The organism is Sphingomonas sp. GW821-FHT09B04, from assembly GCF_059418285.1.
Genome location: NZ_JBWKPO010000001.1, coordinates 631,850 through 653,732 on the forward strand (window position 1 = coordinate 631,850; position 21,883 = coordinate 653,732).

Genomic DNA, 21,883 nt, shown 5'->3' on the forward strand with positions numbered 1-21,883 from the left:
GCGAAATTGCTCTGTGCTAAGCCCCGCTTCGAACAGGGGACGATGGATGCGGGGAAGCGACACGCTGTGGCGGGCATTGCAGCTGGCACGGCGGCAGGATCTGGCGTTGCGGGGCAAGGCTGCACCGCGCGCCGGTCATGGCGGCATCGGCCGCCGCGCGCTGCTTCAGGGTATGGCGGCGAGTGGCGTTGCCGCAGGCCTTCCCGCGCCCGCGCTGGCGCTCCCTGCTTCGGGCCGTGTCGCGATTATCGGCGGCGGAATCGCAGGCCTTTCGGCGCTCCATCATCTGACGAAAGCGGGTGTCGACGCCCGGCTGTATGAGGCGCGCAACCGTCTCGGCGGGCGGATGTACACCCAGCGCGCCGCAGACGGGCAGTTGTTCGAGGCGGGCGGCCAGCTCGTCAATTCGGACCATGCCGATATGCATGCGCTGGCGAAGGAATTCGCGGTGCCGCTGATCGACCGCAAGTCCGGTCCCCATCGGTCGGTGATCCTGGCGGACGGCGCGGTTGCGTCACAGGCCGAGCTTGCGCGCCTTCTCACGCCGCTCGCTGCACGAATCGCGCGCGATTCGGAGGCGGTCGACGCCAACTCGCGCGCCGCCGCCGCGATCGACCAGCTTTCGGTCGCGCAATATCTTGACCGCAACGCCGCGCTGATCCGCGACCCGCGCGTCCGCGCGCTGATCGAATCGAGCATCCGCACTGAATATGGTTCTGAGCCGGGCGACGCTTCCGCGCTCCAGCTGATCTTCAATCTGCCCACCGTGAGGGGCGAGCATGTCGAGGTGCTGGCGGGCAGTGACGAACGCTACGTCATTGCGGGCGGTAGCGGCCGGCTCGCCAACGCCATTGCCGACGCGCATCGCGACCGGATCGAAACCGGCCGCCGCCTGCTCGCGATCCGCGAAACCGGTAGCGGCATCCGGCTCGAATTCCTCGACGGCACCCATGTCATCGCCGACACGGTCATCATCGCCGCGCCTGCGCCGATCCTGCGCCAGATCGATTTCGCCGTGCCGCTGCCGCCGCGCTGGCGCGCGTTTGTGCGTGAGGCCGATCTTGGCCGGAACGAGAAGGTACAGGTCACCGCCACCGCCACCCCATGGGCCGATGCACTCGGTGCCGGCGGTGAGCTGTGGGCGATCGCCTCACCCTATGCGCTCGGCTGGGACGGGACGCTCAGGGGTATCGAGGGCGGCCAGCCGGTATGGAACTGGTTCCTTGGCGGCGATCAGGTCTCTGCGGCGTCCGATTCGCCTGAAGCGCTCGCCACTGCCTTCGCACAGCGTACCGAACCCGCCATCCCCGGCATCGTACGGGCGGTGGCGGGCGGGGTGGTTCGCCGCACCAACTGGTGCCGCGATGCACTCACGCTGGGCGCTTATACCAACAGTGCACCCGGCCAGCTCACCCGCTTCGGCTCGCTCTTCTGGGTCGAATCCGAAGACTCTGACGAACGGCAGCAGGCGGTCGCGGGACGGATCATCTTCGCGGGGGAGCATGTCTCGGACGCATGGGTCGGCTTCATGAACGGCGGCGCGCAGACCGGCCGGCTCGCGGCGCAGGCAGTGATCGCCGCGCGTGCCGGTCGCCGAGCCGCTTGAACGCAAGCCTTCGCGTCCCTAGTCAGACGCGCATGTCCGACGATCCGCGTTTCGGCCTTTCGCGCCATATCACCCTGCCCGGGCCGCTCAGGCTCGACGGCGGCGTGCTGCTGTCGCCGGTCGAGATCGCGTACGAGACCTATGGCACGCTCGCGCCCGATGGCGGCAATGCGGTCCTGGTCTGCCACGCGCTGACCGGCGACCAGCATGTCGCCTCGCCGCATCCCGTGACGGGCAAGCCCGGCTGGTGGGCGCGGATGATCGGGCCGGGCAAGCCGGTCGATCCCGACCGCCACTTCATCGTCTGCGCCAATGTGCTCGGCAGCTGCATGGGCAGCTCCGGCCCGGCCACGATCAACCCGGCGACGGGCAAGCCGTGGGGGATGGATTTCCCCGTTATCACCATCCGCGACATGGTCCGCGCGCAGGCGATGCTGCTCGATCATCTCGGGGTCGGGCGGCTGAAGGCGGTGGTCGGCGGATCGATGGGCGGGATGCAGGCATTGAGCTGGCCCGCGACTTTCCCCGACCGGGTCGAAGCGGCGGTTGTGATCGCCTCGACCGCGCGTCACTCGGCACAGAACATCGCCTTCCACGAGGTCGGGCGTCAGGCGGTGATGGCCGATCCGCGCTGGAATGGCGGTGCTTATTATGACGGTGAACCGCCTGCGGCGGGGCTCGCGGTCGCGCGCATGGCGGCGCACATCACTTATCTGTCCGAAGCGGGCCTGACCGAGAAGTTCGGGCGGCGGCTTCAGGCGCGTGAGGCCAAGTCGTTCGGTTTCGACGCCGACTTCCAGATCGAAAGCTATCTGCGCCATCAGGGCCTGTCGTTCGTCGACCGGTTCGACGCCAACGCCTATCTCTACATCACGCGTGCCATGGACTATTTCGATCTGGCCGAGGAGCATGGCGGCCTGCTCGCCAACGCCTTTCGCGAGACCGAAGCGCGCTTCTGTCTCGTCAGCTTCGATACCGACTGGCTCTATCCGACGCGAGACTCGCGCGCGATTGTCCATGCGCTCAACGCCGCCGGCGCGCCGGTCAGTTTCGTCGAGCTGTCCTCGCCCTATGGCCATGACGCGTTCCTGCTTGAGGCGCCCGAGCTGAACCGGGTGGTCGACGGTTTTCTGAGGGCCGGCCGATGACGCAGGGTTATGACATCAGCCTCGATCCGGCGCGGCTCCAGCTCGATATGATCCACGGTTTCATCAGCGCGACCTATTGGGCGAGCGGCATTCCGCGCGAGACGATGGCCCGTGCGATCGCCAATTCGGTCTGCGTCGGCGCCTATCGCGACGGCGAGCAGGTCGGGTTCGCGCGCGTCGTCACCGACTGCGCGACCTTCGCCTATCTCGCCGACGTGTTCGTGCTGCCCGATCATGGCGGCAAGGGGCTGGCCAGGGCGCTTGTCACTGCGCTGCACGATCACCCCGACCTCCAGGGCCTCCGCCGCTGGATGCTTGCGACCAACGACGCGCATGGCGTTTATGCCGCGCTGGGCTGGCAGCCGATCGCCCGGCCGGAGCTCTTCATGCAGCGTCACGATCCCGATGTGTACCGGCGGGGTGCGGCATGAGCGCGCTTCGTCCCGATCTCGCGATCATCGCCGCCAATGTGAGCCCAAACAGCCGCGTGCTTGATGTCGGGTGCGGGGATGGCGCGCTGATGGCGGCCTTGCGCGATGATCGTCAGTGCGATGCACGCGGGCTCGAGATCGATCCGGTCAATGTCGCGACCGCGGTGTCACGCGGGCTCTCGGTGATTCAGGGAGACGCCGATCGCGACCTCGCCGACTATCCCGATGCCAGCTTCGACTATGCGATCCTCAGCCAGACGTTGCAGACGACGATGTACCCGCATCATGTCCTCGATCACTTGCTGCGCATCGGCGAGCGTGCCTTCGTGTCCTTCCCCAATTTCGCGCATTGGCGCGTGCGCGTGTCGCTGCTTTGGGGCGGGCGGATGCCGGTGACGCGGCTGTTGCCCGTCGCCTGGTACGAAACGCCCAATATCCACCATGTCACGGTCGACGATTTCCGTGCCTATGTCCGTGAGCGCGGCATCACCGTGGAACAGGCCTGGTTCCTCTCGGGAGACAAGCGCACCAGCCCCGCCGCCGCCAATTTCCGTGCCGAGCACGCGGTGTTTCTCCTGCGCCGCTGACTCGGGTTTTTTCGACCAAGTGCAGATGACGCGGGCGGTTTCGCTCGTTACCACTCCCGCCCGGAACAGGTTTCAGGGAGCTTATCGGATGCGTCACTCGGTCGCCGGCGTCCTCGCCGCGCTTTTCGTTCTGGGTCAGGCCCACGCCCAGGAGAAGCCGGCTGACAAGCCCAAATGGGACGTCAGCGCGCCGCAGGGTGCGACGCTCAAACAGGCTGCGATCAATACCGACGAAGGCACATGGATCGACGTCGACGTTTCCCCCGATGGCCGTACGATCGCCTTCACCCTGCTAGGCGACATCTACACCATGCCGATCGCCGGCGGCACCCCGACGCGCATCGCCGAAGGGCTGGCGTGGGAAGTCCATCCGCGCTTCTCGCCCGATGGCCGCCGCATCGCCTTCACCTCGGACCGTGGCGGTGGCGACAATATCTGGATCATGAACGCCGACGGCAGTGACAAGAAGCAGCTGACCAAAGAGGATTTCCGCCTTCTCAATCAGCCGAGCTGGTCGCCCGACGGTCAGTATATCGTCGCCAAGAAGCATTTCACGACCGGCCGTTCGCTCGGCACAGGTGAAGTGTGGCTCTACCACATCTCGGGCGGCAGCGGCGTCAAGCTGGTCAAGCGCGCCAATGAGCGGGTCCAGAAGGAACTGGGTGAGCCGGTCTACGCCGCCGACGGCAAGTCGGTGTTCTTCACGCGCAACATCACCTCGGGTCCGATCTTCGAATATGCCCAGGATTCGAACACCAATTTGTTCAATATCGAGCGCTACGATCTCGAAAGCGGCGAAACCAAGACTGCGGTTTCGGGCCTTGGCGGTTCGGTGCGTCCGACCCCGTCGCCCGACGGGAAGAAGATCGCCTTCGTCCGTCGCGAGGCGACAAAGTCGAAGCTCTATGTCCGCGACCTCGCCTCGGGCGAGGAGCGCAAGATCTACGACGCGCTCGATCAGGACGTGCAGGAGACCTGGGCGGTCACCGGCGTCTATCCGAACATGGACTGGACGCCCGACAGCAAGTCGATCGTCTTCTGGGCGCATGGCAAGATCCGCCGTGTCGATGCCGATGGTACGAATGCCGCGGTGATCCCCTTCCGTGTCGCTGACAGCCGCACCGTCGCGACCGCATCGCACCCACAGATCGAGGTTGCGCCCGCCAGCTTCGCGACGAAGATGACGCGCTTCGCCTCGGTCTCGCCCGATGGCGGCAACGTCGTGTTCGAAACCATGGGAAAGCTCTGGATCCGGCCGGTGTCGGGCGGCGCGCCAAAGCGGCTCACCGGTCTTGCCGAGGACGCCGGGCTTGAGCTCTATCCCAGCTGGTCGCGCGACGGCCGTTCGATCGTCTTTGTCGAGTGGAGCGACGCGAAGCTCGGCCGCATCCGCACCGTCGCTGCTGCGGGCGGCGCGGCGAAGGACGTGACCACCCAGCCCGGTCTTTATGCGCGTCCGCATTTCTCGCCCGATGGCCGCACGATCGTATTCGAGAAGGCGGCGGGCGGCGGCCTCACTGCACCCGGCTGGTCGAATGATCCCGGCGTCTATCGCGTAGCGGCCACGGGCGGCGCGCCCGAGCTCGTAGTGCGTGGCATGTCACGGCCGCAGTTCGGCGCCTCGAGCGACCGCATCTTCATGACCAGCCCGGGCGAGAACAAGCTCGAACTCGTCTCGACCGATCTCAATGGTGAGGGCAAGCGCGTCCATGCCAGTGGCGAACTCGCCAATGACTATATTGTCGCTCCCGACGGCAAGAGCATCGCCTTCCGCCAGAATTATCAGGTGTTCGCGATGCCGCTGATGCCCGGCGGTCAGGAAGTCTCGGTCGGTCCCAAGGCCGATGCCCTCCCCGTGATCCGCGTCAGCACCGATGGCGCCGACTATATCCACTGGTCGGGCGACGGATCGCGGCTCCACTGGAGCATGGGGCCGACGCTCTACACCGCCGACCGTAGTACCTTTTTCGCCACCGCGCCCGGTGTGAAGCCGAGCGTGACTCCGCGCACCACTTCGCTTGCAATGGAGGTGAGGGCGGCGAAGCCAGCGGGCCGCGTCGCGCTCACCGGCGCGCGCGTGGTGACGATGGCGGGCGCTGACGGCGGGATCATCGACAATGCGACGATCGTGATTGAGGGCGACCGCATCGTTCAGGTCGCGCCGACCGCCGCGATCCAGCTTCCCGCGGGTACGAAGATGATCGACGTCACCGGCAAGACGATCATTCCGGGCCTCGTCGATGCGCACGCGCACGGTCCCTATGGCACCGACGATCTGGTGCCGCAGCAAAACTGGTCGCTGCTCCAGAATCTCGCGCTCGGCACTACGACGATCCACGACCCGTCGAGTCAGGCGAGCCTGGTCTTCGCCGCGCAACAGATGCAGCGCGCCGGCAAGATCGTCGGTCCGCGCATCTTCTCGACGGGCGAGATCGTCTATGGCGCCAAGAACGCCGACGTCTATGCCGAGATCAACAGCTACGAGGACGCGCTCGCGCATGTCCGCCGCCTGAAGGCGCAGGGCGGTCATTCGGTGAAGAACTACAACCAGCCGCGCCGCGAACAGCGTCAGATGGTCGTGGCGGCGGCGCGTGCCGAGGGGATGCAGGTCGTTGCTGAGGGCGGCTCGCTCTTCGGTATGGACATGAACCTGATCGCCGACGGCAACTCGACGCTCGAACACAACATCCCCGCGGACATCTTCTACAAGGATGTGCTGCAGATGTTCGGCCAGTCGGACACCAACTACACGCCGACGCTCGTCGTCAGCTATGGCGGGCTCGCCGGAGACCCCTATTGGCGTCAGGCGACCGATGTGTGGAAGAATCCGCTGCTGGTCCATACCCCGCCTGCGCGTCTGCGCTCGGATACGATGCGCATCACTAAGGCGCCCGAGGACAATTTCGTCGATGACGACAATGCGCGTGAGGCGAAGAAGGTCGCTGCGACTGGCCGCCTCGTCGCGATCGGTGCGCACGGGCAACAGGCGGGTATCGGCTCGCACTGGGAACTGTGGTCGTTCGTCCGCGGCGGCATGACCCCGATTGAAGCACTGCGGGCCGGCACGATCGACTCCGCAAAATCCCTGGGCTTTTCCAAGGACATCGGCTCGATCGAGGCAGGTAAACTCGCCGACCTGGTCGTGCTCGATGCCGATCCGTCGGCCGATATCCGCAATAGCGACAAGATCAGCCGCGTGATGCTCGGCGGTCGACTCTATGACGCAAAGACGATGAACGAAGTCGAGACGGGAACGGCGAAGCGCCAGCCTTATTGGTGGGAGTAACGTGCCCGATGGTCCGGACGCCGCGCGTTCGGACCATCTTGTCGATGGCGATCAATCCCTTCCAAAAATGCAATTGACAACGTAGTCATATGCGGCTCTCTAAGAAGAGTGTCAGGAGATGTTAAAAGCTCCAACGACATTGTAACCGGTTACATCATCGATCGGCAGCGATCGGACCGGTGTTTAGGGGAGCAGATTGATGACGGATTTCCGTAGCAAGCGTTCGACTCTTGTCCGCGGCGTTTCGGCGGGCGCCTTTGCCGCCGCACTGATGTTCAGCACTTCCGCCTTCGCACAGACCAGCTCTGCCTTGCGCGGCCATGTCGAGGGCGCGACGGCGGGCACGACGGTTACCATTACCGATAACACTACTGGACGAACCGTTACCGCGACGGTCGATGCGAACGGCAATTACTTCGTTCCGGGTCTGCGCCCGGGTACCTATCGTGTCGAGGCACCGGGCATCGAGGCGGAATCCGTCGTGGTTCCGGTCGGCCAGACGGTTGTCTACGATATCGCACCGCCTGCAGCCGCACCTGCAGACGGCCAGGAAGTCCTCGTCACCGGACGCCGTGGCCGCAATGAAGTGCGCACGGCGACGATCACCACCAACGTCTCGCCCCAGCAGATCGAGAATCTGCCGCAGAACGATCGCAACTTCCTGAATTTCGCGGCGCTGGCGCCGGGCGTCAGCGTATCGCCCTCGGGCAGCAACCGGCAGGTACAGGCGGGCGCGGTGAGTCCCGATCAGACCAATGTGTTCATCGACGGGCTCAGCATGAAGAACCCGATCAACCATGGTGGCCTGTCGGGGCAGAATTTCTCGGAAGGCAATCCCTTCCCGCAGCTCGCGATTCAGGAGTTCGCGGTCAACACCCAGAACTTCAAAGCCGAGTATGAGCAGGCCGGCTCGGCGATCATCACCGCAGTGACCAAGACCGGCGGCCAAGAATATCACGGTACGCTGTTCGGCGAATGGCAGCCCAAATCATTCTTCGGTCGCCCCTATTTCGACCGGCCGGGCAAGGCCAATAACCCCAACGGCACCAACCCCAAGCCGGACTATGGCCGCTGGCAGTATGGCGCCGATCTGGGCGGGCCGATCATCAAGGACGTGTTGCATTTCTACGGTGCGTTCGAGGCGACCGACAAGACCAAGCCTTCGGGCAATGTCGAGCTGAAGTCGCCGGTGCCGGCAAACCTGATCTCGCAATATAACGGCAGCTACGGGCTCGACTTCAACCAGAAGCTCTATTTCGGCAAGCTGACCTGGTTCGCCTCGGCGCAGGACACGGTCAACCTCTCGGCCTTCATTCGCGACGAATCCAATATCGGCGGCGTCGGCGGTACTTCGGTGCCGAGTCATGGCGGCCCGATCAACAACAAGGTCAAGAACTTCCAGCTCGACTGGAGCCATCGCGGTTCCAACTGGCTCAATGAGCTGTTCCTTTCGTACAGCACCGTCGAAAACGGCGCGCGGCGCGGAAGCGCCGGGCCAGAGATCATCCTGTCTGCCGGTCCCGACTACGGCACCGTCGCCGCATTGGGCGCGGGCAGCTTCGAGCAGAACGACTCCCAAAAGTCGTGGACGATCAAGAACAATGTCACCTTCTTTGGCGGTGCGCACACGATCAAGGCGGGCGCCAAGCTGTCGTTCAACAAATATGAGCGGCTTGAGGACAATCGCAGCAACGGCGGCTATTTCTTCAACGCCACGGGCTTTACCGGCTTCGACAGCTCCACGCCCTATGGCGCGCGCATCAACGTCAAGGAGTTCGAGCCGGGCCGCGCGAACAACACCCAGATCGGCCTGTTCGTGCAGGACGACTGGACGCTCGACGATCACTGGACCTTCAACCTCGGCTTGCGCTGGGATTTCGAGACCAACGCCAAGAACGAGAATTTCGTGACGCCGGCGGATCTCGCCGCAACCCTGCGCGCCTATCCGGGCTGGAAGGCGGCTGGGATCAATGCCGAGGACTATATCTCGACCGGCAAGAACCGCGATCCGTTCTGGGGGGCGTTCCAGCCGCGCATCGGCGTCAGCTACGACGTCAACGGTGATCGCGACCTGGTCTTCTTTGCCGGCGCGGGCCGCTATTATGACCGCCCGCTGTTCATCACTTCGGGCATCGAGACGATCAAAACCCGGCACGAGCGCGTCGTTCAGGCTGATTTCTGCACCGAGGGCGGCACCGGCGGTATCGCCAATTGCGCGACGCTGCGCGCCGGCAACGGCGGCGTCCTGCCGCGCGGTACGCTGGTGTGGAATCCGGCTTATCGCAATGTCGATGCGCTGCGTACCGCCGCGGCTGGCCTTGGCGTGGGCGGCGATATCTGGCTGCTCAACAACAAGACCAAGCTGCCCTATTCGGATCAGTTCAACATCGGCGTGCGCAAGCGGTTCGGCGAGATCCAGACCTCGCTCACCTATTCGCACATCCGCAGCCACAACGTTTTCCGCTTCGTGCGCGGCAACCGCTTCTCGAACGGCTGGTACAGCCGGGTGCTGCAGCGTGATGGCGCCGGTAACGTGATCGGCTGCACCGATGGCGGCAATGCGTGGATCCAGGACAATTTCCCCGACACCGACTATGCGGCGTGTGCGGCAAAGCAGGGCGATCTCGCCGGGTTCAACGGCAAGCTCAATATCGGCGATAACAGCGGCAAGGCGGTCTACAACGCGATCTACCTCACCGCCGAAAAACCGTTCGTGGCCGGTTCGCGCTGGGGTTTCTCCGCAGCGGTCACCGTGCAGTTCGCCCGTACCAATGTCGCGCAGGAACTCGCCAACAATGACGAGTTCTACAATGGCGCTTCGGTCGATGCCTATGGCTGGGGATGGGTGCAGGGGGTCGAGAAATACCGTTTCGTCGGCACCGGCATCGTTCGCGGCCCGTTTGACACGGTGCTGTCGGGTACGCTGACGCTCAGCTCGGGTCCGGCCTTCGGCAACGTCATCTTCGGCCTGCCCAACCAGCCCGACGGCGCCTGCTGCTACGGCAATATGGGCGGTGTGTTCTTCCCCAAGGAGACCTTCGCCTATTCCAACCTCGACCTGCGCATCGCGAAGAACTTCAAGATGCCGTGGGGCCACGACCTCGAAGCCAGCTTCGCGGCGTTCAACGTCTTCGACACGGTCAACCGCAGCTATTCGGCCTGGGGTTCGGGCAGCGGCGTGAACCCGACGTTCGAAGAGAATGGCACGGTCGGCAATGCCCGCAGCTTCCAGGCGGGCCTCAAGTATAAGTTCTGATCTTCGGATCGGGGCGTTCCGGGGAGGGGGCTGACGCCTCCTCCCCCAGTTCCTGTCGGGCCGGGAGACAAGGGGGTGAAACCCGAGCTGCACCGTTTCGGCCACAGCCGTCAGCCCGTCGTCACCGTCGATGGGATCACTGGCGATCCGGCAGCGGTAGTGGCCATTGCAGCCGCGCTTGCGCCCTTTCCGCTAAGCCAAACCTATTATCCCGGCCTGCGCCGGATCGTGAGCGAGGCCGATTCACAGGCCTATGCCTATGTCTGCCGCCTGCTCGAGGCTGCAGCGCCCTTCATCGGCGGCGCCTTCGACACGGACAGCTTCGATCTGGTCGAGGCGAGCTTCTCGATCGTGACCGCCGCGCCAGACGCGCTCATCGCGGCACAGCGCGCGCCGCATTTCGACTCCACCGATCCCAACTACATCGCGCTGCTCCATTATCTCTTTGATACGCCCGGGAGCGGCACCGCCTTTTATCGCCAGCGCTCGACGGGGATCGAACTGGTCGACGACGCCAATTGCGACGCCTTCATTGCCACGGCTAAAGCGCAAAGCGCCGACCTCACCGGCTACACCAACACCAGCAACGCGTATTTCGATCAGATCGGCCGGATCGACGCGGTGCCCGACCGGCTCGTCATCTATCGCGGCGCGCTGCTCCATTCGGGGATCATTCCCAATGGCATGAAGTTCAGCGCCGATCCGCGTCAGGGCCGGCTCACCGCCAATCTTTTCATCCGCATCCAGTGAGGTTTCCGATGCTCAAGACCGCCGCCGCTCTGATGATCGCGTTCGGCACGCTGGCCGCCGCCGCGAGCGCGCAGCCCGGCAAGCGCACCTATGCCAACCCGATCGACATCGACTACCGCTACAATTTCGAGCAGGTGAACGAGGGCATCTCGTACCGCACCGGCGCCGATCCGGTGATCGTGCGGCATAAGGGTGCCTATTATCTCTTTCAGACGCTCGCCGACGGCTATTGGCGCTCGACCAATCTCGCCGACTGGACCTTCATCACCCCCAGCCGCTGGCAGCATAACAGTTTCGTCGCACCCGCGGCGTGGTCGGACGGCGAGCGGCTCTACCTGATGCCGTCGATGATGGAGCCGGGCGCGATCTATGTCTCCGACGCGCCCGAGACGGGCAAGCTCGACTATCTCGTGCGCCGTATGCCGCGCCTCCCCGGACAGGTGCGCCCGGGCGAAGAGGAGAAGATGAAGCCCGGCGAGATCCCGCCCGGGCCATGGGACCCCGCGCTGTTCCTCGACGATGACGGCAAATGGTACCTCTACTGGAACTCGTCCAACGTCTATCCGCTCTACGGGCTCGAGATCGAGTTCAAGGACGGCAAGCTCATCTACAAGGGGCCGGCGAAGGAGATGTTCCGCCTTCATCCCGATCAGCATGGCTGGGAGCGGTTCGGGCAAGATCATTCGGGCGGATTGCCCGACGGCACCCCGATCGCGCCGTTCATGGAAGGCGCGTGGATGACGAAGGTCGGCGGCACCTATTATCTCCAATATGGCGCGCCCGGCACCGAGTATAACGCCTATGCCAACGGCACTTACACCTCGAAATCGCCGCTGGGGCCATGGACCTACGCGCCGTGGAACCCGGTCGCCTACAAGCCCGGCGGGTTCGTCGAGGGGGCGGGGCACGGCTCGACGTTCGAGGACAATCACGGCAACTGGTGGAACACCGGCACGCCATGGCTCGGCGCCAACTGGACCTTCGAACGCCGCATCAACCTGTTCCCGACCCGGTTCGAGGCGGACGGGCAGATGTGGTCTTCCTCGCGCTTCGGCGACTTCCCGCACTGGGCGCCCGAGGGGAAGGTCGACGATATCGAATCACTCTTCACCGGTTGGATGCTGCTCTCCTACCGTAAGCCGCTCACCGCCTCCTCGACCCTTGGCGAGTTCGCCGCCAGTCGCGCCGCGGACGAGAACCCGCGCAGCTTCTGGGTCGCGGGCAGCAAACGGCCGGGCGAGACGCTGACGATGGATCTGGGTGCGGCGAAGACCGTGCGTGCGGTCCAGGTCAATTTCGCCGATTACAAGGCTGGCCGCTTCGCCGACGCTCCCGACATCTATACCGAATTCCGGATCGACGGGTCGGCGGACGGCAAGAGCTGGTCGAAGATCGCGCAGACCGAAGGGCCGCGCCGCGATCGTCCCAACGCCTATCTCGAGCTGAAGGCGCCCGCGAAAATCCGCTATATCCGCTACGTCCATGGCCATATCGGCGGCGCGCATCTTGCGATCAACGATCTGCGCGTGTTCGGCAACGCCGACGGCGCGGTGCCGGTGGTTCCGGGCAGCGTCGCGGCGGTTCGTGACACCGATCAACGCAATGCGCGTGTGACCTGGCGCAAGGTGCCGGGCGCGGTTGGCTACAACGTGATGTGGGGCGTGCGGCCCGACCGGCTGACCCTGACCTATCAGGTCTTCACGGACGAGCTGGGCGCAGATGCCAAACTCGATATCCGCGCGCTCAATCTCGGCGTCGGCTACTACGCCGCGGTCGAAGCGTTCAACGAAACCGGCGTGTCCAAGCGGAGTAAGCCGGTACGGATCCGCTGAGGCTCCGGTCGCCCAACCCGCCCCTAAACCGTCACCCCGGCCTTGTGCCGGGGTCCACGCTGCCCCGAGGACTGCACTGGAACCTCGTTTCCAGACGTCGCCTCCCAGTGGACCCCGGCACAAGGCCGGAGTGACGGCAAGCCTACCCTGCCAGCCACCCGCCGGTGAACCCGGCCGCTTCCAGCCCGCGGCGTACCACCTTCGATCCGCGCATCACCCGCCACACGAAATCGCTGCGATAATTCGCCGCCTGCAGCAGGATCGGTCCCTGATCGATGCCGATATAGTCGGTATCGATCCAGCCGTTCTTGCCGTTGATCCGGCCATTGGCGAGCGGCTTGTCGGTCCAGGTGAAGCTCGGGTTGAACGAATCGAGGAAGCCATACTGGCTGTACAGCCCCGGCCATTTGCGCAGCGCCTCGGCCGCCGGAATCACGATTTCGGGCGCGAAGGGCAGCGATCCCAGCGCCGCGGTCGGCGCGATCGTGCCGTCGTCATACTCGTCGGGCTGACCCAGTGGTCCGCGCGCCGAATAGGCTCGGAACGTCGCCGTCCGGCCCTTGAACGGCAGCTCGTAGCCGCCCGGCCCGTCGCACGCGGTCAGGCCCCAGATATCCTTCGAATAGCCCGTCCAGCCCATCGGGTTGGCGATGGCATAGGCGCGCTGGGCATAGGTGGCGCGGCGGCTATTCTCGAAATAGTCGAGCCCGGCCTCGCGCATCGGCTTGTCGTGGATGCCGCGGAAATCGACCCAGACATGGCTGTAGTGATGACCGAACATCGGCGCGAAGGCGAGGTGGCGGGTGTCGCCCTGGCCGCGCCAGCAATGGTCGTATTTCGCCGTCCACACGTCCCAGCTGTTCGCCGGCACCGCGTGCGTCGGCGAAGCAAGTGCGAGAATGTAGACGCACATCCCCTCATTATAGCCCTGCCAGCTTGCCGGGATCAGGCCGCTCTCGGGATGCCAGCCCATCGAGATCGGCGCCCGCCCGTCGCTGCGGAAGAAATTCCAGTCGGCACGGGCATAGATGTCGTGCGCCAGCTTGCGGATCTCGGCTTCGACAGCGTTGTCGGCGTTGAAATATTCGCCCGCGAACAGGATGCCCATGAACAGCAGGGTGGTATCGACGCTGGAAAGTTCGTTGGTCCGGAAACGGTGGCCGGTCTCCATGTCGATGAAGTGGTAGAAGAAGCCCTTGTGCCCGGCGGTGCCGCTCGGTTCCGGCCCCTGTGGCGCATTCCAGAAGAAGCGCAGCGTGGTCAGCGTCAGCTCAGCGGCGGCGGCGCGCGTCACCCAGCCGCGTTCGACCCCCACCGGATAGGCGGTCAGCGCATAGCCGACCGACGCGATCGAACAGAATGACTTGCTCGGCCAGCGGTCGGGCACCAGCCCGTTCTTGCGGTTCGCCGTCTGCCAGAAGAAGTCGAAGGTGCGTTTCTCGAGATCGCCATACCAGCCGGGCAGCGCCGGCCTGGCCGGCTCGGCCAGCAGCGGCCGCGCACAGGCCGGGGTCAGCGCCGCGGCGCCCAGCGCGGGCGCGGCGAGCAGGGACCGGCGGGTGATCGGGATACGCATCTTACAATCCTCTCCTGAGTTTCCTGTGGTTCATTCGCGCGCCGCGGTGGTGCCGCGCACGACCAGTTCGGTGCCATGGCGCTCGGCGCGTCCGTCTGCGGGGCCGCCTTCGAGGATGTCGATCAGGCGTTCGATCGCGCGCGCGCCCATCTCGGCGATCCGCACGCGCACCGTAGTCAGGCGGAGGTACCGCGCGAGCGGCACGTCGTCGAAGCCCGCGACCGCGATCGTTCCGGGAACATCGACACCCGCATTCTGCAGCGCCTGAAGGCAGGCGATCGCCATCATGTCGTTGGCGGCGAACACCGCGTCGCAGGGGATTGCATTGTCGATGATCGTCCGCGCGGCGGCCTCGCCCGCTTCCTCCGAGAAGTCGCCTGCAAGCACGACGGGCTCGACGCCCGGCACGTGACGCGCCATCGCCGCACGATAGCCTTCGACGCGCTCGCGGGCGTCGACATTGCCTTCGGGCCCGGCGATGTGGACGATGCGGCTGCGGCCACCGGCTGCGAGGTGCGCGATCATCGCTTCCATCGCGCCGACATTGTCGAGCCTTATGGTCGGCCGGTCATCGATCTCCTCGGGGCCGTTGATAAACAGCGAAGGCAGGGTGGGCGGCAGCGCCGCCTGCAGCATTTCGGCGGAAAGATGGGGCGCCATCACGATCAGGCCATCCACCCGCCCGCGCATCGCGCGCAGCGCATTGGCCGCCTGCTCGCTTTCGTCATGGATGTTGGACAGCAGCAGCACATAGCCGCGCCGGCTTGCCTCGCGGTCCATCCCGCGCACGAACTCGCTGAAGAATTCGCCGTGCAGATCGGGCAGCACCACCCCCACCGCGTGCGCGCGGGCAAGGCTCAGGCTGCGCGCGCCGGCGTGCGGCACATACCCCAGCTCGGCGGCGGCAGCGATCACCCGCTCGCGCGTCTCCTGACGGACATTGCCCAGGCCGTTCAGCGCGCGCGATACCGATGCGATCGATACCTGTGCCCGGCGTGCTACATCGCGAATCGTCGCCTCGGCCATTCGTCCCCTCTTCCGCTTCGTTGAAACATCCGTTCTCGGGCGGGTCTTTCGCGATTGCAAATTATCTCGTTCGGCGTCATGTAACCGGTTACGGTTTGCCGCGACAACCCCTAAAGCGGGCTTCGAAACAGGGGCGGCATTCAACCAGCATTTACCACGCGCCGAGGCGCGATGCGTTCAGGAGAGGACAGACAATGCTCGACAACCGGATTTCCCGCCGCGCGGCGCTGATGGGCGCAGGTGCGATCGCGGCGTGGCTCCACAGCCCGGCCCGCGCATTGATGAGCCAGGCTGCGAATGTCGAGGTTCCCCCCTTTATCGACGCGCTGATCGCGAAGATGACGCTCGCCGAAAAGGCCGGCCAGCTCAGCCTGATGGCCTCGGCCTGGGGCGGCAGCACCGTGATCAATCCGGCCAGCGGTTCGAATGCGAACTTCGAGCAGCAGGTCGAGGAAGTCCGCAAGGGCATGATCACCGGCGTGTTCAACGGCAGCGGCACGCATATGTGCCGGATCATGCAGACCGCGGCGATGAAGGACTCGCGGCTCAAGATCCCGATGATCTTCGCCGCCGACATCATCCATGGCCACCGCACCATCTTCCCCGTGCCGGTGGGTGAGGCCGCGAGCTTCGATCCGGCGCTGGCGCAGAAGACCGCCGCCGCCGCATCCTACGAAGCCGCCGCCGCGGGTATCGACTGGACCTTCGCGCCGATGGTCGACATCTCGCGCGACCAGCGCTGGGGTCGCACCATGGAGGGCGCGGGCGAGGACGTGCATCTCGGCAACCTCTTCGCCGCGGCGCGCGTCAAGGGCTTCCAGGGCGCGAGCCTCAAGGCGATCGACACGATGATGGCCTGTGCCAAGCATTTCGCCGCCTATGGCGCGGCGGAGGCCGGGCTCGACTACAACACCGTCGATGTGTCCGAACGCACGCTGCGCGAGATTTACTTCCCGCCCTTCCAGGCGGCGTTCGGCGCCGGCGCGCTGTCGGCGATGGCCTCGTTCAACGAGATTTCGGGCGTGCCATCGAACGGCAATGAATGGCTGATGCGCACGGTGCTGCGCGACGAGTGGAAATATCAGGGCTTCGTCGTCTCCGATTACACCGGCGACATGGAGATGATCGACCATGGCTTCGCCGCCGACGCGCGTGAGGCGACCAAGATCGCCTTCCTCGCCGGCGTCGATATGAGCATGACCAGCGGCTATTATCGCGACCACCTGCCCGACCTCGTCGAAAAGGGCGAAGTGTCGATGGCGCTGCTCGACGATTCGGTGCGCAAGGTGCTGGCGATCAAGGCCAAGCTCGGCCTGTTCGAGGATCCCTTCCGCCGCATCGACGAAAAGCGCGAAGCCGCGCGCAGTCGCACCAAGGCGACGCTGGCGCTCTCGCGCGAGATGGCGAAGAAGTCGATCGTCCTGCTCAAGAACGAAGGCGATATCCTCCCGCTGCGCAAGGGCGGGCAGAAGATCGCGATCATCGGTCCGTTCGCCGCCGGCCAGCACGACCTCAACGGTCCCTGGTGCGTCTATGGCGACAACAAGCTCGCGATCGACCTCGAGACCGGCGTGCGCAACGCGCTCGGCAAGGCCGCGGATATCACCGTGGTCAAGGGCTCCGAGGTCGAGGCTCCGCTTCCCGGCGGGATCGAGGCCGCGGTCGCTGCTGCCCGCAACGCCGATGTCGTGCTGCTCGCGATCGGTGAGAGCGAACGCATGTCGGGCGAAGCGCAGTCGCGCACCAGCATCACCGTCCCCGCGCCGCAACAGGCGCTGGCCGAGGCGGTCGCCGCGACCGGCAAGCCGGTGATCGTCGTGCTCAAGAACGGCCGCGCACTGGCGTTCGAGGGCGCGGTCAAGAACGCCCCCGCGATCCTCGTCACCTGGTTCCTCGGGTCCGAAAGCGGCAACGCGATCGCCGACGTGCTGTTCGGCGACTACAGCCCCTCGGGCCGCCTGCCGATGAGCTTCCCGCGCGAGCCGGGCCAGCAGCCCTATTATTATTCGCACAAGCCGACCGGCCGCCCGAACCCGAGCGACGACAAGCTCGAGGAGTATAAGACGCATTACCGCTCGATCCCGAACTCGGCGCTCTACCCGTTCGGCCACGGCCTCACCTACGGCAAGATCGAATATGCCGGCCTGACCCCGGACAAGGGCAATCTGGCGTGGAACGGCGAGATCGCCTTCACCGCCACGGTCACCAATCGCGGCACACGTGCGGCGGAAGAAGTGGTCCAGCTTTACATCCGCGATCGCACCGCGAGCATCACCCGCCCGGTCCGCGAGCTGAAGGCGTTCCGCAAGGTCGCACTGGCGCCGGGTGCATCAGAAACGGTGCGCTTCGTACTCCGGCGCGAGCAGCTCGAATTCATCGGCCGGGATCTCAAGCCCACCGTTGAGCCGGGCCTGTTCGACGTGTGGATCGCCCCTTCGGCACAGGCACAGGGGGTCCGTTCAACCTTCACGCTGACCGCCTGATCGCAACGCCTTCCCGGCCCCAAGTCTTCTTGGTGCGGCCGGGGGTCCGGCACCGCTCCCCCTCCCTCCCCGGGGCGGTGCCGGATCATGTTTACGCAGTACCGCTGGTGCAGAGACGGTTCAGCTCTGCTGAACCAGTCTCCTATCTCCGCAGATCCTTCACGATCCGCGCATGCTCCCCGCGCCCCAGCGGGTTCATCGCCATCAACAGGCACGACAGCGCGAGGAAGCCCAGCGGTACCAGTGCGATCGTCAGCCGCATCGCGGTCAGCGTTCCCGCACTCTGATCGACATTCGCGACATAGCCCGCGCTTTCGAAGCCCAGGCCGATGATCGCCGTCGCGATCCCGATCGCCACCCGCTGCAGCAGTGCCGCCATCCCGAACACCGCGCCCTCGACGCGCAGTCCTGTGCGCTGCTCGCCATATTCGATCGTGTTGGGCAGCATCGCCCAGAAGACGAAGTTGAGCCCGACGACCATCGCCTGCATCGCCATCAGATAGGCTTGCATCACCCCGGCACGATGAATGTCGAACAGCGCGAATAGTGACAGCCCCGCCATCGCTCCGGCGGCGGCAAGGAACCACAAGGCGCGCGTTCCCAGCCGCCGCTGGAGCAGCATCCACACCGGTACCGACACCGCGCTCACCACGCTCATCGATGCCAGTGCGAGCTGCCCGCCACCCTCGTCGCTCAGGAAATATTTGAAATAATAGAGCACCGATTTGTTGAGGATCGTCACTGCGACGATCATCGCCACCATCGCCAGATTGAGCGTCACGAACGCCCGATTGCCCGCAATTGCCTTGAGCGCGGTCCACACCGGCACCGGCTCGCGCCGCTCGGGGACATCGGCCTCGCGATAGGTGACGCCGACCCAGCCAAGGATCGCCGCGCCCGCCACCGCAAACAGCAATGCCGCGCCAAGATAGGCGTCCGCCGCGCTCTTCGTTCCCAACAACATGGTGCCGATCGGCACCGTGCCCAGCGCGACCACTACCGCCGCCAGTGTCCCCGACAGCATCCGCATCCCGGCGACATAGGCGCGGTCGTTGCTGTCTGCGCTCACCCGCGCGCTCATCGCCAGATAGGGCAGGTTGATGAAGGCATAGGCGGTGCGGAACGCGATATGCCCAGCGAACACCCCGACCATCCCCCACCATCCGGGAACGACGGGCGGCAGATAGGCGAGCACGAACCCCAGTCCCAGCGGCACCCCGCCGATTGCCACCAGTCGCCCCAGCCCGCCTTTGGGTTCGCGCCGGTCGGCGAGCAGCCCGGCGGCGAAGTTCGCCAGCCCGTCCCACACCGATGCCGCCATGAAGATCGCCGCCGCCGCCGTCACCGGCAGCCCCAGCGCGTCGGTGTAATAGAACAGCAGGAAGAGCATCGCGCTCTGCCAGTAGAGGTTGAACGCGAAGTCCCCGAAGGCGAACAGGGTCAGGCGCGCGCGGGACGGGCGTGCCGGAGTCACGGCCCGGTCACGGTGACCGTTGCGGCCTTGGCGGAATCGGGCAGTGTGAAGCGGACGCGGTCGGCGCTCTCGTCCAGTTCCGCCGCGATCTTCCGCCGCCCAAAGCGCACCGCGCCCAGATCCGAAACGGCATGCACCGTCATCGCGATCGCGTTCCACCACGGTTTGAGCTTGCCCACACGCGGGTCGAGATCGATCCGCAGCCCGGTCGGCGTCGTCGAGCAGCGAAAGCTCTGGCGCAGATAGGCGCCGCGCGCGATCGCGTCGGCCTTGCCATCATCGAGATAGATCGTGCCGCTGCAATCCAGCCCCGGATAGACCAGCAGCTCGAGCGCCCCCTTCGGCGTCTCGCTCAGGCTCTGCACCAGCGGCTGGCGCGGGATGATCGCGCCTGCCCGCACGAATACCGGCAGCCGGTCGATCCGCGGCGTTTCGGTCACGCTGTCGGCGGTCTTGCCCGCTGTCGCCACCACCGAACGCCCGGTCCAGTAATCATACCACCCGCCCTTGGGCAGGCACACATCATAGGCTTGCGGCGATTCGGGCTTGGGCGATGCGGCGACCATCAGGTCGCGGCCCAACGTGAAGCTCATCGGCGAATCGCAGCCTGAGCTCTCATAGCCGTAGAACACCGGGCGCATAATCGGGTCCCCCGACCGCGCCTGCTGCTCAGCCACGGCGTAGAGATAGGGGAACAGGCGATAGCGTTCCTCGATCGCCGTGCGCCGCAACGCCAGATGCTCCGGCCCGTCGACCCATGGCTCGCTGCGTGGCGTATCCTTGGCGGCATGCACGCGCATCACCGGTGTGAAGGCGCCGATCTGGATCCAGCGCGTCAGCAGCTCGGGGCTCGGCCCGCCGGTGAACCCGCCGATATCGGCGGCGCTGTACGAAAAGCCCGACAGGCCAAGGTTTACAAGCTGCTGGACGGACAGTTTGAGGTGATCCCAGCTGGCGTTGTTGTCCCCGGTCCAGGTCACCGCATAACGCTGCCCCCCGGCATAGGTCGCGCGGGTCATCACGAACGGGCGTGCCTGCGGATCGAGCTTGGTCAGCCCCTCGAACGTCGCCCGGCTGTTCTGCATGCCATAGACATTGTGTACCTCGGCATGGCTCGCCTCACGCGTCGCGAATCCGTCGCCCTCGATGCGGTGGACATTGTCGAGCGGCATCGTCTTGCTTGGCGTCTCGAAGATCGCCGGCTCGTTCATGTCGTTCCAGAAGCCCGCGATCCCGGCGCTGACGAAATCCTTGTACAGTCCGCCCCACCACTCGCGTGACGCATCCCGCGTAAAATCGGGGAATAGCGAATCGCCCGGCCATACCGGTGCGACATAGCTCCGGCCCTTGGCGGTGCGCACGAAGTGGTTGCCCGCGGCGCCACTGTCGAACGGCGCATAGCCCTGACTCGGGGCATGCGCGATGTGCAGGTCGGTGATCGCCACCAGCCCGATCCCGTCGGCCTTCAGATCGCGCGCCAGTCTGGGCAGATCGGGGAAGGTTTTCGGGTTGGTGGTGAAAGGCCGGTTGCGGTCCTGGAAATCGATGTCGAGCCAGATCACGTCGGTGGGAATGCGTTCCTTGCGCAGCCGTGCCGCCAACTCGCGCACTTCGGTGTCGGACATGTAGCTGTAGCGCGACTGCTGATAGCCGAATCCCCAGGGCGCGATCAGCGGCGCCTTGCCGGTCAGGCCGTGATAGCGCTGGACGACTTCGGACAGCATCGGCCCCGCGATCACATAATAGTCAACCGGGCCGCCCGGCGCACCGACCCGAAGCTCGCCGTCGGTGCGGTGCCCGAAGTCGAACCAGCTGCGCGTCGGGTTGTCGAGGAACAGACCGTAGCTGCCGAACCCGCCGCCGGTGGTGACGTAGAAGGGGATCGACTTGTAGGTCGGGTCGGTCTCGCGGCCATAGCCGAATGTGTCGGTGTTCCAGTGGACATAGCTTGCCCCGCGCCGGTCGAACGGCCCGGTCTTGTCGCCCAGCCCGAAATAGCGTTCGCCCACCGGCATCTTCTGGCTCAGCTCGAAACTGCCGTCCGCGCGCATCACCGGATCGGCGGCATCGGCCACCACCAGCCGCCCGCCGCGTTCATGCACCGTCAGCCGTAGCGTCGCCGGATCGACCTTCACCGTCAGCGCATCGGTGTCGAAGCCGTCGGTGCGCGCGATCACCTTTGCCGTTCGCGCCCGGACCTCGGCGGGCACTGCCCAACTCGCATCTTCGGGCCATTTGCCGTCACGCGCCATCCGCACGCGCAGCACCGATGCGGACAGCGCCGTCACGCGCACCGCCATCTCGCCGCGCGTCACCTCGACGCCATCGTCCAGCGCCCGCACCTGCGCTGCGGCGGGTGCGGCTAACGCGATCGCTGACAAGGTTGTCAGAAGCAGTCTCATCCGATCCTCTCCGATACGCCTGTACT

Annotated in this window: 13 protein-coding genes; 9 read left to right on the forward strand and 4 right to left on the reverse strand. The window is 65.4% G+C overall.

The window, feature by feature from the left end:
* Positions 1-46 precede the first annotated feature (46 nt).
* The 8 genes from AC07NK_RS03145 (at position 47) to AC07NK_RS03180 (ending at position 12,896) form a co-directional block, all read left to right on the forward strand.
* Complete coding sequence (locus tag AC07NK_RS03145; protein WP_495169104.1) at positions 47-1,606, forward strand: flavin monoamine oxidase family protein; 1,560 nt, start codon at positions 47-49, stop codon at positions 1,604-1,606.
* Between the two features lie 32 nt (positions 1,607-1,638).
* A complete protein-coding gene (gene metX / locus AC07NK_RS03150) occupies positions 1,639-2,754 on the forward strand; it encodes a homoserine O-acetyltransferase MetX (protein ID WP_495169105.1) in 1,116 nt (371 codons plus the stop codon).
* Entirely contained in the window at positions 2,751-3,185 is a 435-nt protein-coding gene (locus AC07NK_RS03155; protein ID WP_495169106.1) for a GNAT family N-acetyltransferase, read from the forward strand. The genes metX and AC07NK_RS03155 overlap by 4 nt, the downstream gene beginning before the upstream one ends.
* Entirely contained in the window at positions 3,182-3,772 is a 591-nt protein-coding gene (gene metW / locus AC07NK_RS03160; protein WP_495169107.1) for a methionine biosynthesis protein MetW, read from the forward strand. Before AC07NK_RS03155 ends, metW begins: the two co-directional genes overlap by 4 nt.
* An 88-nt stretch (positions 3,773-3,860) precedes the next feature.
* Positions 3,861-7,058 carry an amidohydrolase family protein gene (locus AC07NK_RS03165; RefSeq protein WP_495169108.1) on the forward strand — a complete coding sequence of 1,066 codons (3,198 nt, stop codon included), beginning with the start codon at positions 3,861-3,863 and terminating at the stop codon, positions 7,056-7,058.
* A gap of 199 nt (positions 7,059-7,257) precedes the next feature.
* Positions 7,258-10,314, forward strand: coding sequence for a TonB-dependent receptor (locus AC07NK_RS03170; protein ID WP_495169109.1), 3,057 nt, complete (start codon positions 7,258-7,260; stop codon positions 10,312-10,314).
* A gap of 75 nt (positions 10,315-10,389) precedes the next feature.
* Positions 10,390-11,064: a DUF6445 family protein gene (locus AC07NK_RS03175; protein WP_495169110.1), complete on the forward strand. Its 675-nt coding sequence runs from the start codon at positions 10,390-10,392 to the stop codon at positions 11,062-11,064.
* Positions 11,065-11,072: 8 nt separating this feature from the next.
* Positions 11,073-12,896, forward strand: a complete 1,824-nt coding sequence (locus tag AC07NK_RS03180) for a family 43 glycosylhydrolase (protein ID WP_495169111.1) — start codon at positions 11,073-11,075, stop codon at positions 12,894-12,896.
* Positions 12,897-13,038: 142 nt separating this feature from the next.
* Here the strand turns inward: AC07NK_RS03180 and AC07NK_RS03185 are convergent, their stop codons facing one another.
* Positions 13,039-14,472 carry a glucoamylase family protein gene (locus AC07NK_RS03185; RefSeq protein WP_495169112.1) on the reverse strand — a complete coding sequence of 478 codons (1,434 nt, stop codon included), beginning with the start codon at positions 14,470-14,472 and terminating at the stop codon, positions 13,039-13,041.
* A gap of 30 nt (positions 14,473-14,502) precedes the next feature.
* The gene (locus AC07NK_RS03190; RefSeq protein WP_495169113.1) at positions 14,503-15,498 is read right to left on the reverse strand and encodes a LacI family DNA-binding transcriptional regulator; all 996 of its coding nucleotides are present in this window, start codon (positions 15,496-15,498) and stop codon (positions 14,503-14,505) included.
* A gap of 194 nt (positions 15,499-15,692) precedes the next feature.
* Here AC07NK_RS03190 and AC07NK_RS03195 point away from each other — a divergent pair, with 194 nt between their 5' ends.
* Positions 15,693-17,981 (forward strand): glycoside hydrolase family 3 N-terminal domain-containing protein, encoded by a 2,289-nt coding sequence (locus AC07NK_RS03195; RefSeq protein ID WP_495169114.1) that lies wholly within the window; start codon positions 15,693-15,695, stop codon positions 17,979-17,981.
* Positions 17,982-18,123: 142 nt separating this feature from the next.
* Here AC07NK_RS03195 and AC07NK_RS03200 read toward each other — a convergent pair whose 3' ends face one another.
* Both AC07NK_RS03200 and AC07NK_RS03205 read right to left on the reverse strand, forming a co-directional pair.
* Positions 18,124-19,455 carry an MFS transporter gene (locus tag AC07NK_RS03200; RefSeq protein WP_495169115.1) on the reverse strand — a complete coding sequence of 444 codons (1,332 nt, stop codon included), beginning with the start codon at positions 19,453-19,455 and terminating at the stop codon, positions 18,124-18,126.
* On the reverse strand, positions 19,452-21,857 hold the full coding sequence (locus AC07NK_RS03205; RefSeq protein ID WP_495169116.1) for a glycoside hydrolase family 31 protein: 2,406 nt from the start codon (positions 21,855-21,857) through the stop codon (positions 19,452-19,454). Before AC07NK_RS03205 ends, AC07NK_RS03200 begins: the two co-directional genes overlap by 4 nt.
* Between the last annotated feature and the right edge of the window lie 26 nt (positions 21,858-21,883).

Excerpts from the sequence above, each read along its gene's own strand:
- AC07NK_RS03145 (WP_495169104.1), top strand. The coding sequence starts at position 47 with ATGCGGGGAAGCGACACGCTGTGGCGGGCATTGCAGCTGGCACGGCGG.
- metX (WP_495169105.1), top strand. The coding sequence starts at position 1,639 with ATGTCCGACGATCCGCGTTTCGGCCTTTCGCGCCATATCACCCTGCCC.
- AC07NK_RS03155 (WP_495169106.1), top strand. The coding sequence starts at position 2,751 with ATGACGCAGGGTTATGACATCAGCCTCGATCCGGCGCGGCTCCAGCTC.
- metW (WP_495169107.1), top strand. The coding sequence starts at position 3,182 with ATGAGCGCGCTTCGTCCCGATCTCGCGATCATCGCCGCCAATGTGAGC.
- AC07NK_RS03165 (WP_495169108.1), top strand. The coding sequence starts at position 3,861 with ATGCGTCACTCGGTCGCCGGCGTCCTCGCCGCGCTTTTCGTTCTGGGT.
- AC07NK_RS03170 (WP_495169109.1), top strand. The coding sequence starts at position 7,258 with ATGACGGATTTCCGTAGCAAGCGTTCGACTCTTGTCCGCGGCGTTTCG.
- AC07NK_RS03180 (WP_495169111.1), top strand. The coding sequence starts at position 11,073 with ATGCTCAAGACCGCCGCCGCTCTGATGATCGCGTTCGGCACGCTGGCC.
- AC07NK_RS03185 (WP_495169112.1), bottom strand. The coding sequence starts at position 14,472 with ATGCGTATCCCGATCACCCGCCGGTCCCTGCTCGCCGCGCCCGCGCTG.
- AC07NK_RS03190 (WP_495169113.1), bottom strand. The coding sequence starts at position 15,498 with ATGGCCGAGGCGACGATTCGCGATGTAGCACGCCGGGCACAGGTATCG.
- AC07NK_RS03195 (WP_495169114.1), top strand. The coding sequence starts at position 15,693 with ATGCTCGACAACCGGATTTCCCGCCGCGCGGCGCTGATGGGCGCAGGT.
- AC07NK_RS03205 (WP_495169116.1), bottom strand. The coding sequence starts at position 21,857 with ATGAGACTGCTTCTGACAACCTTGTCAGCGATCGCGTTAGCCGCACCC.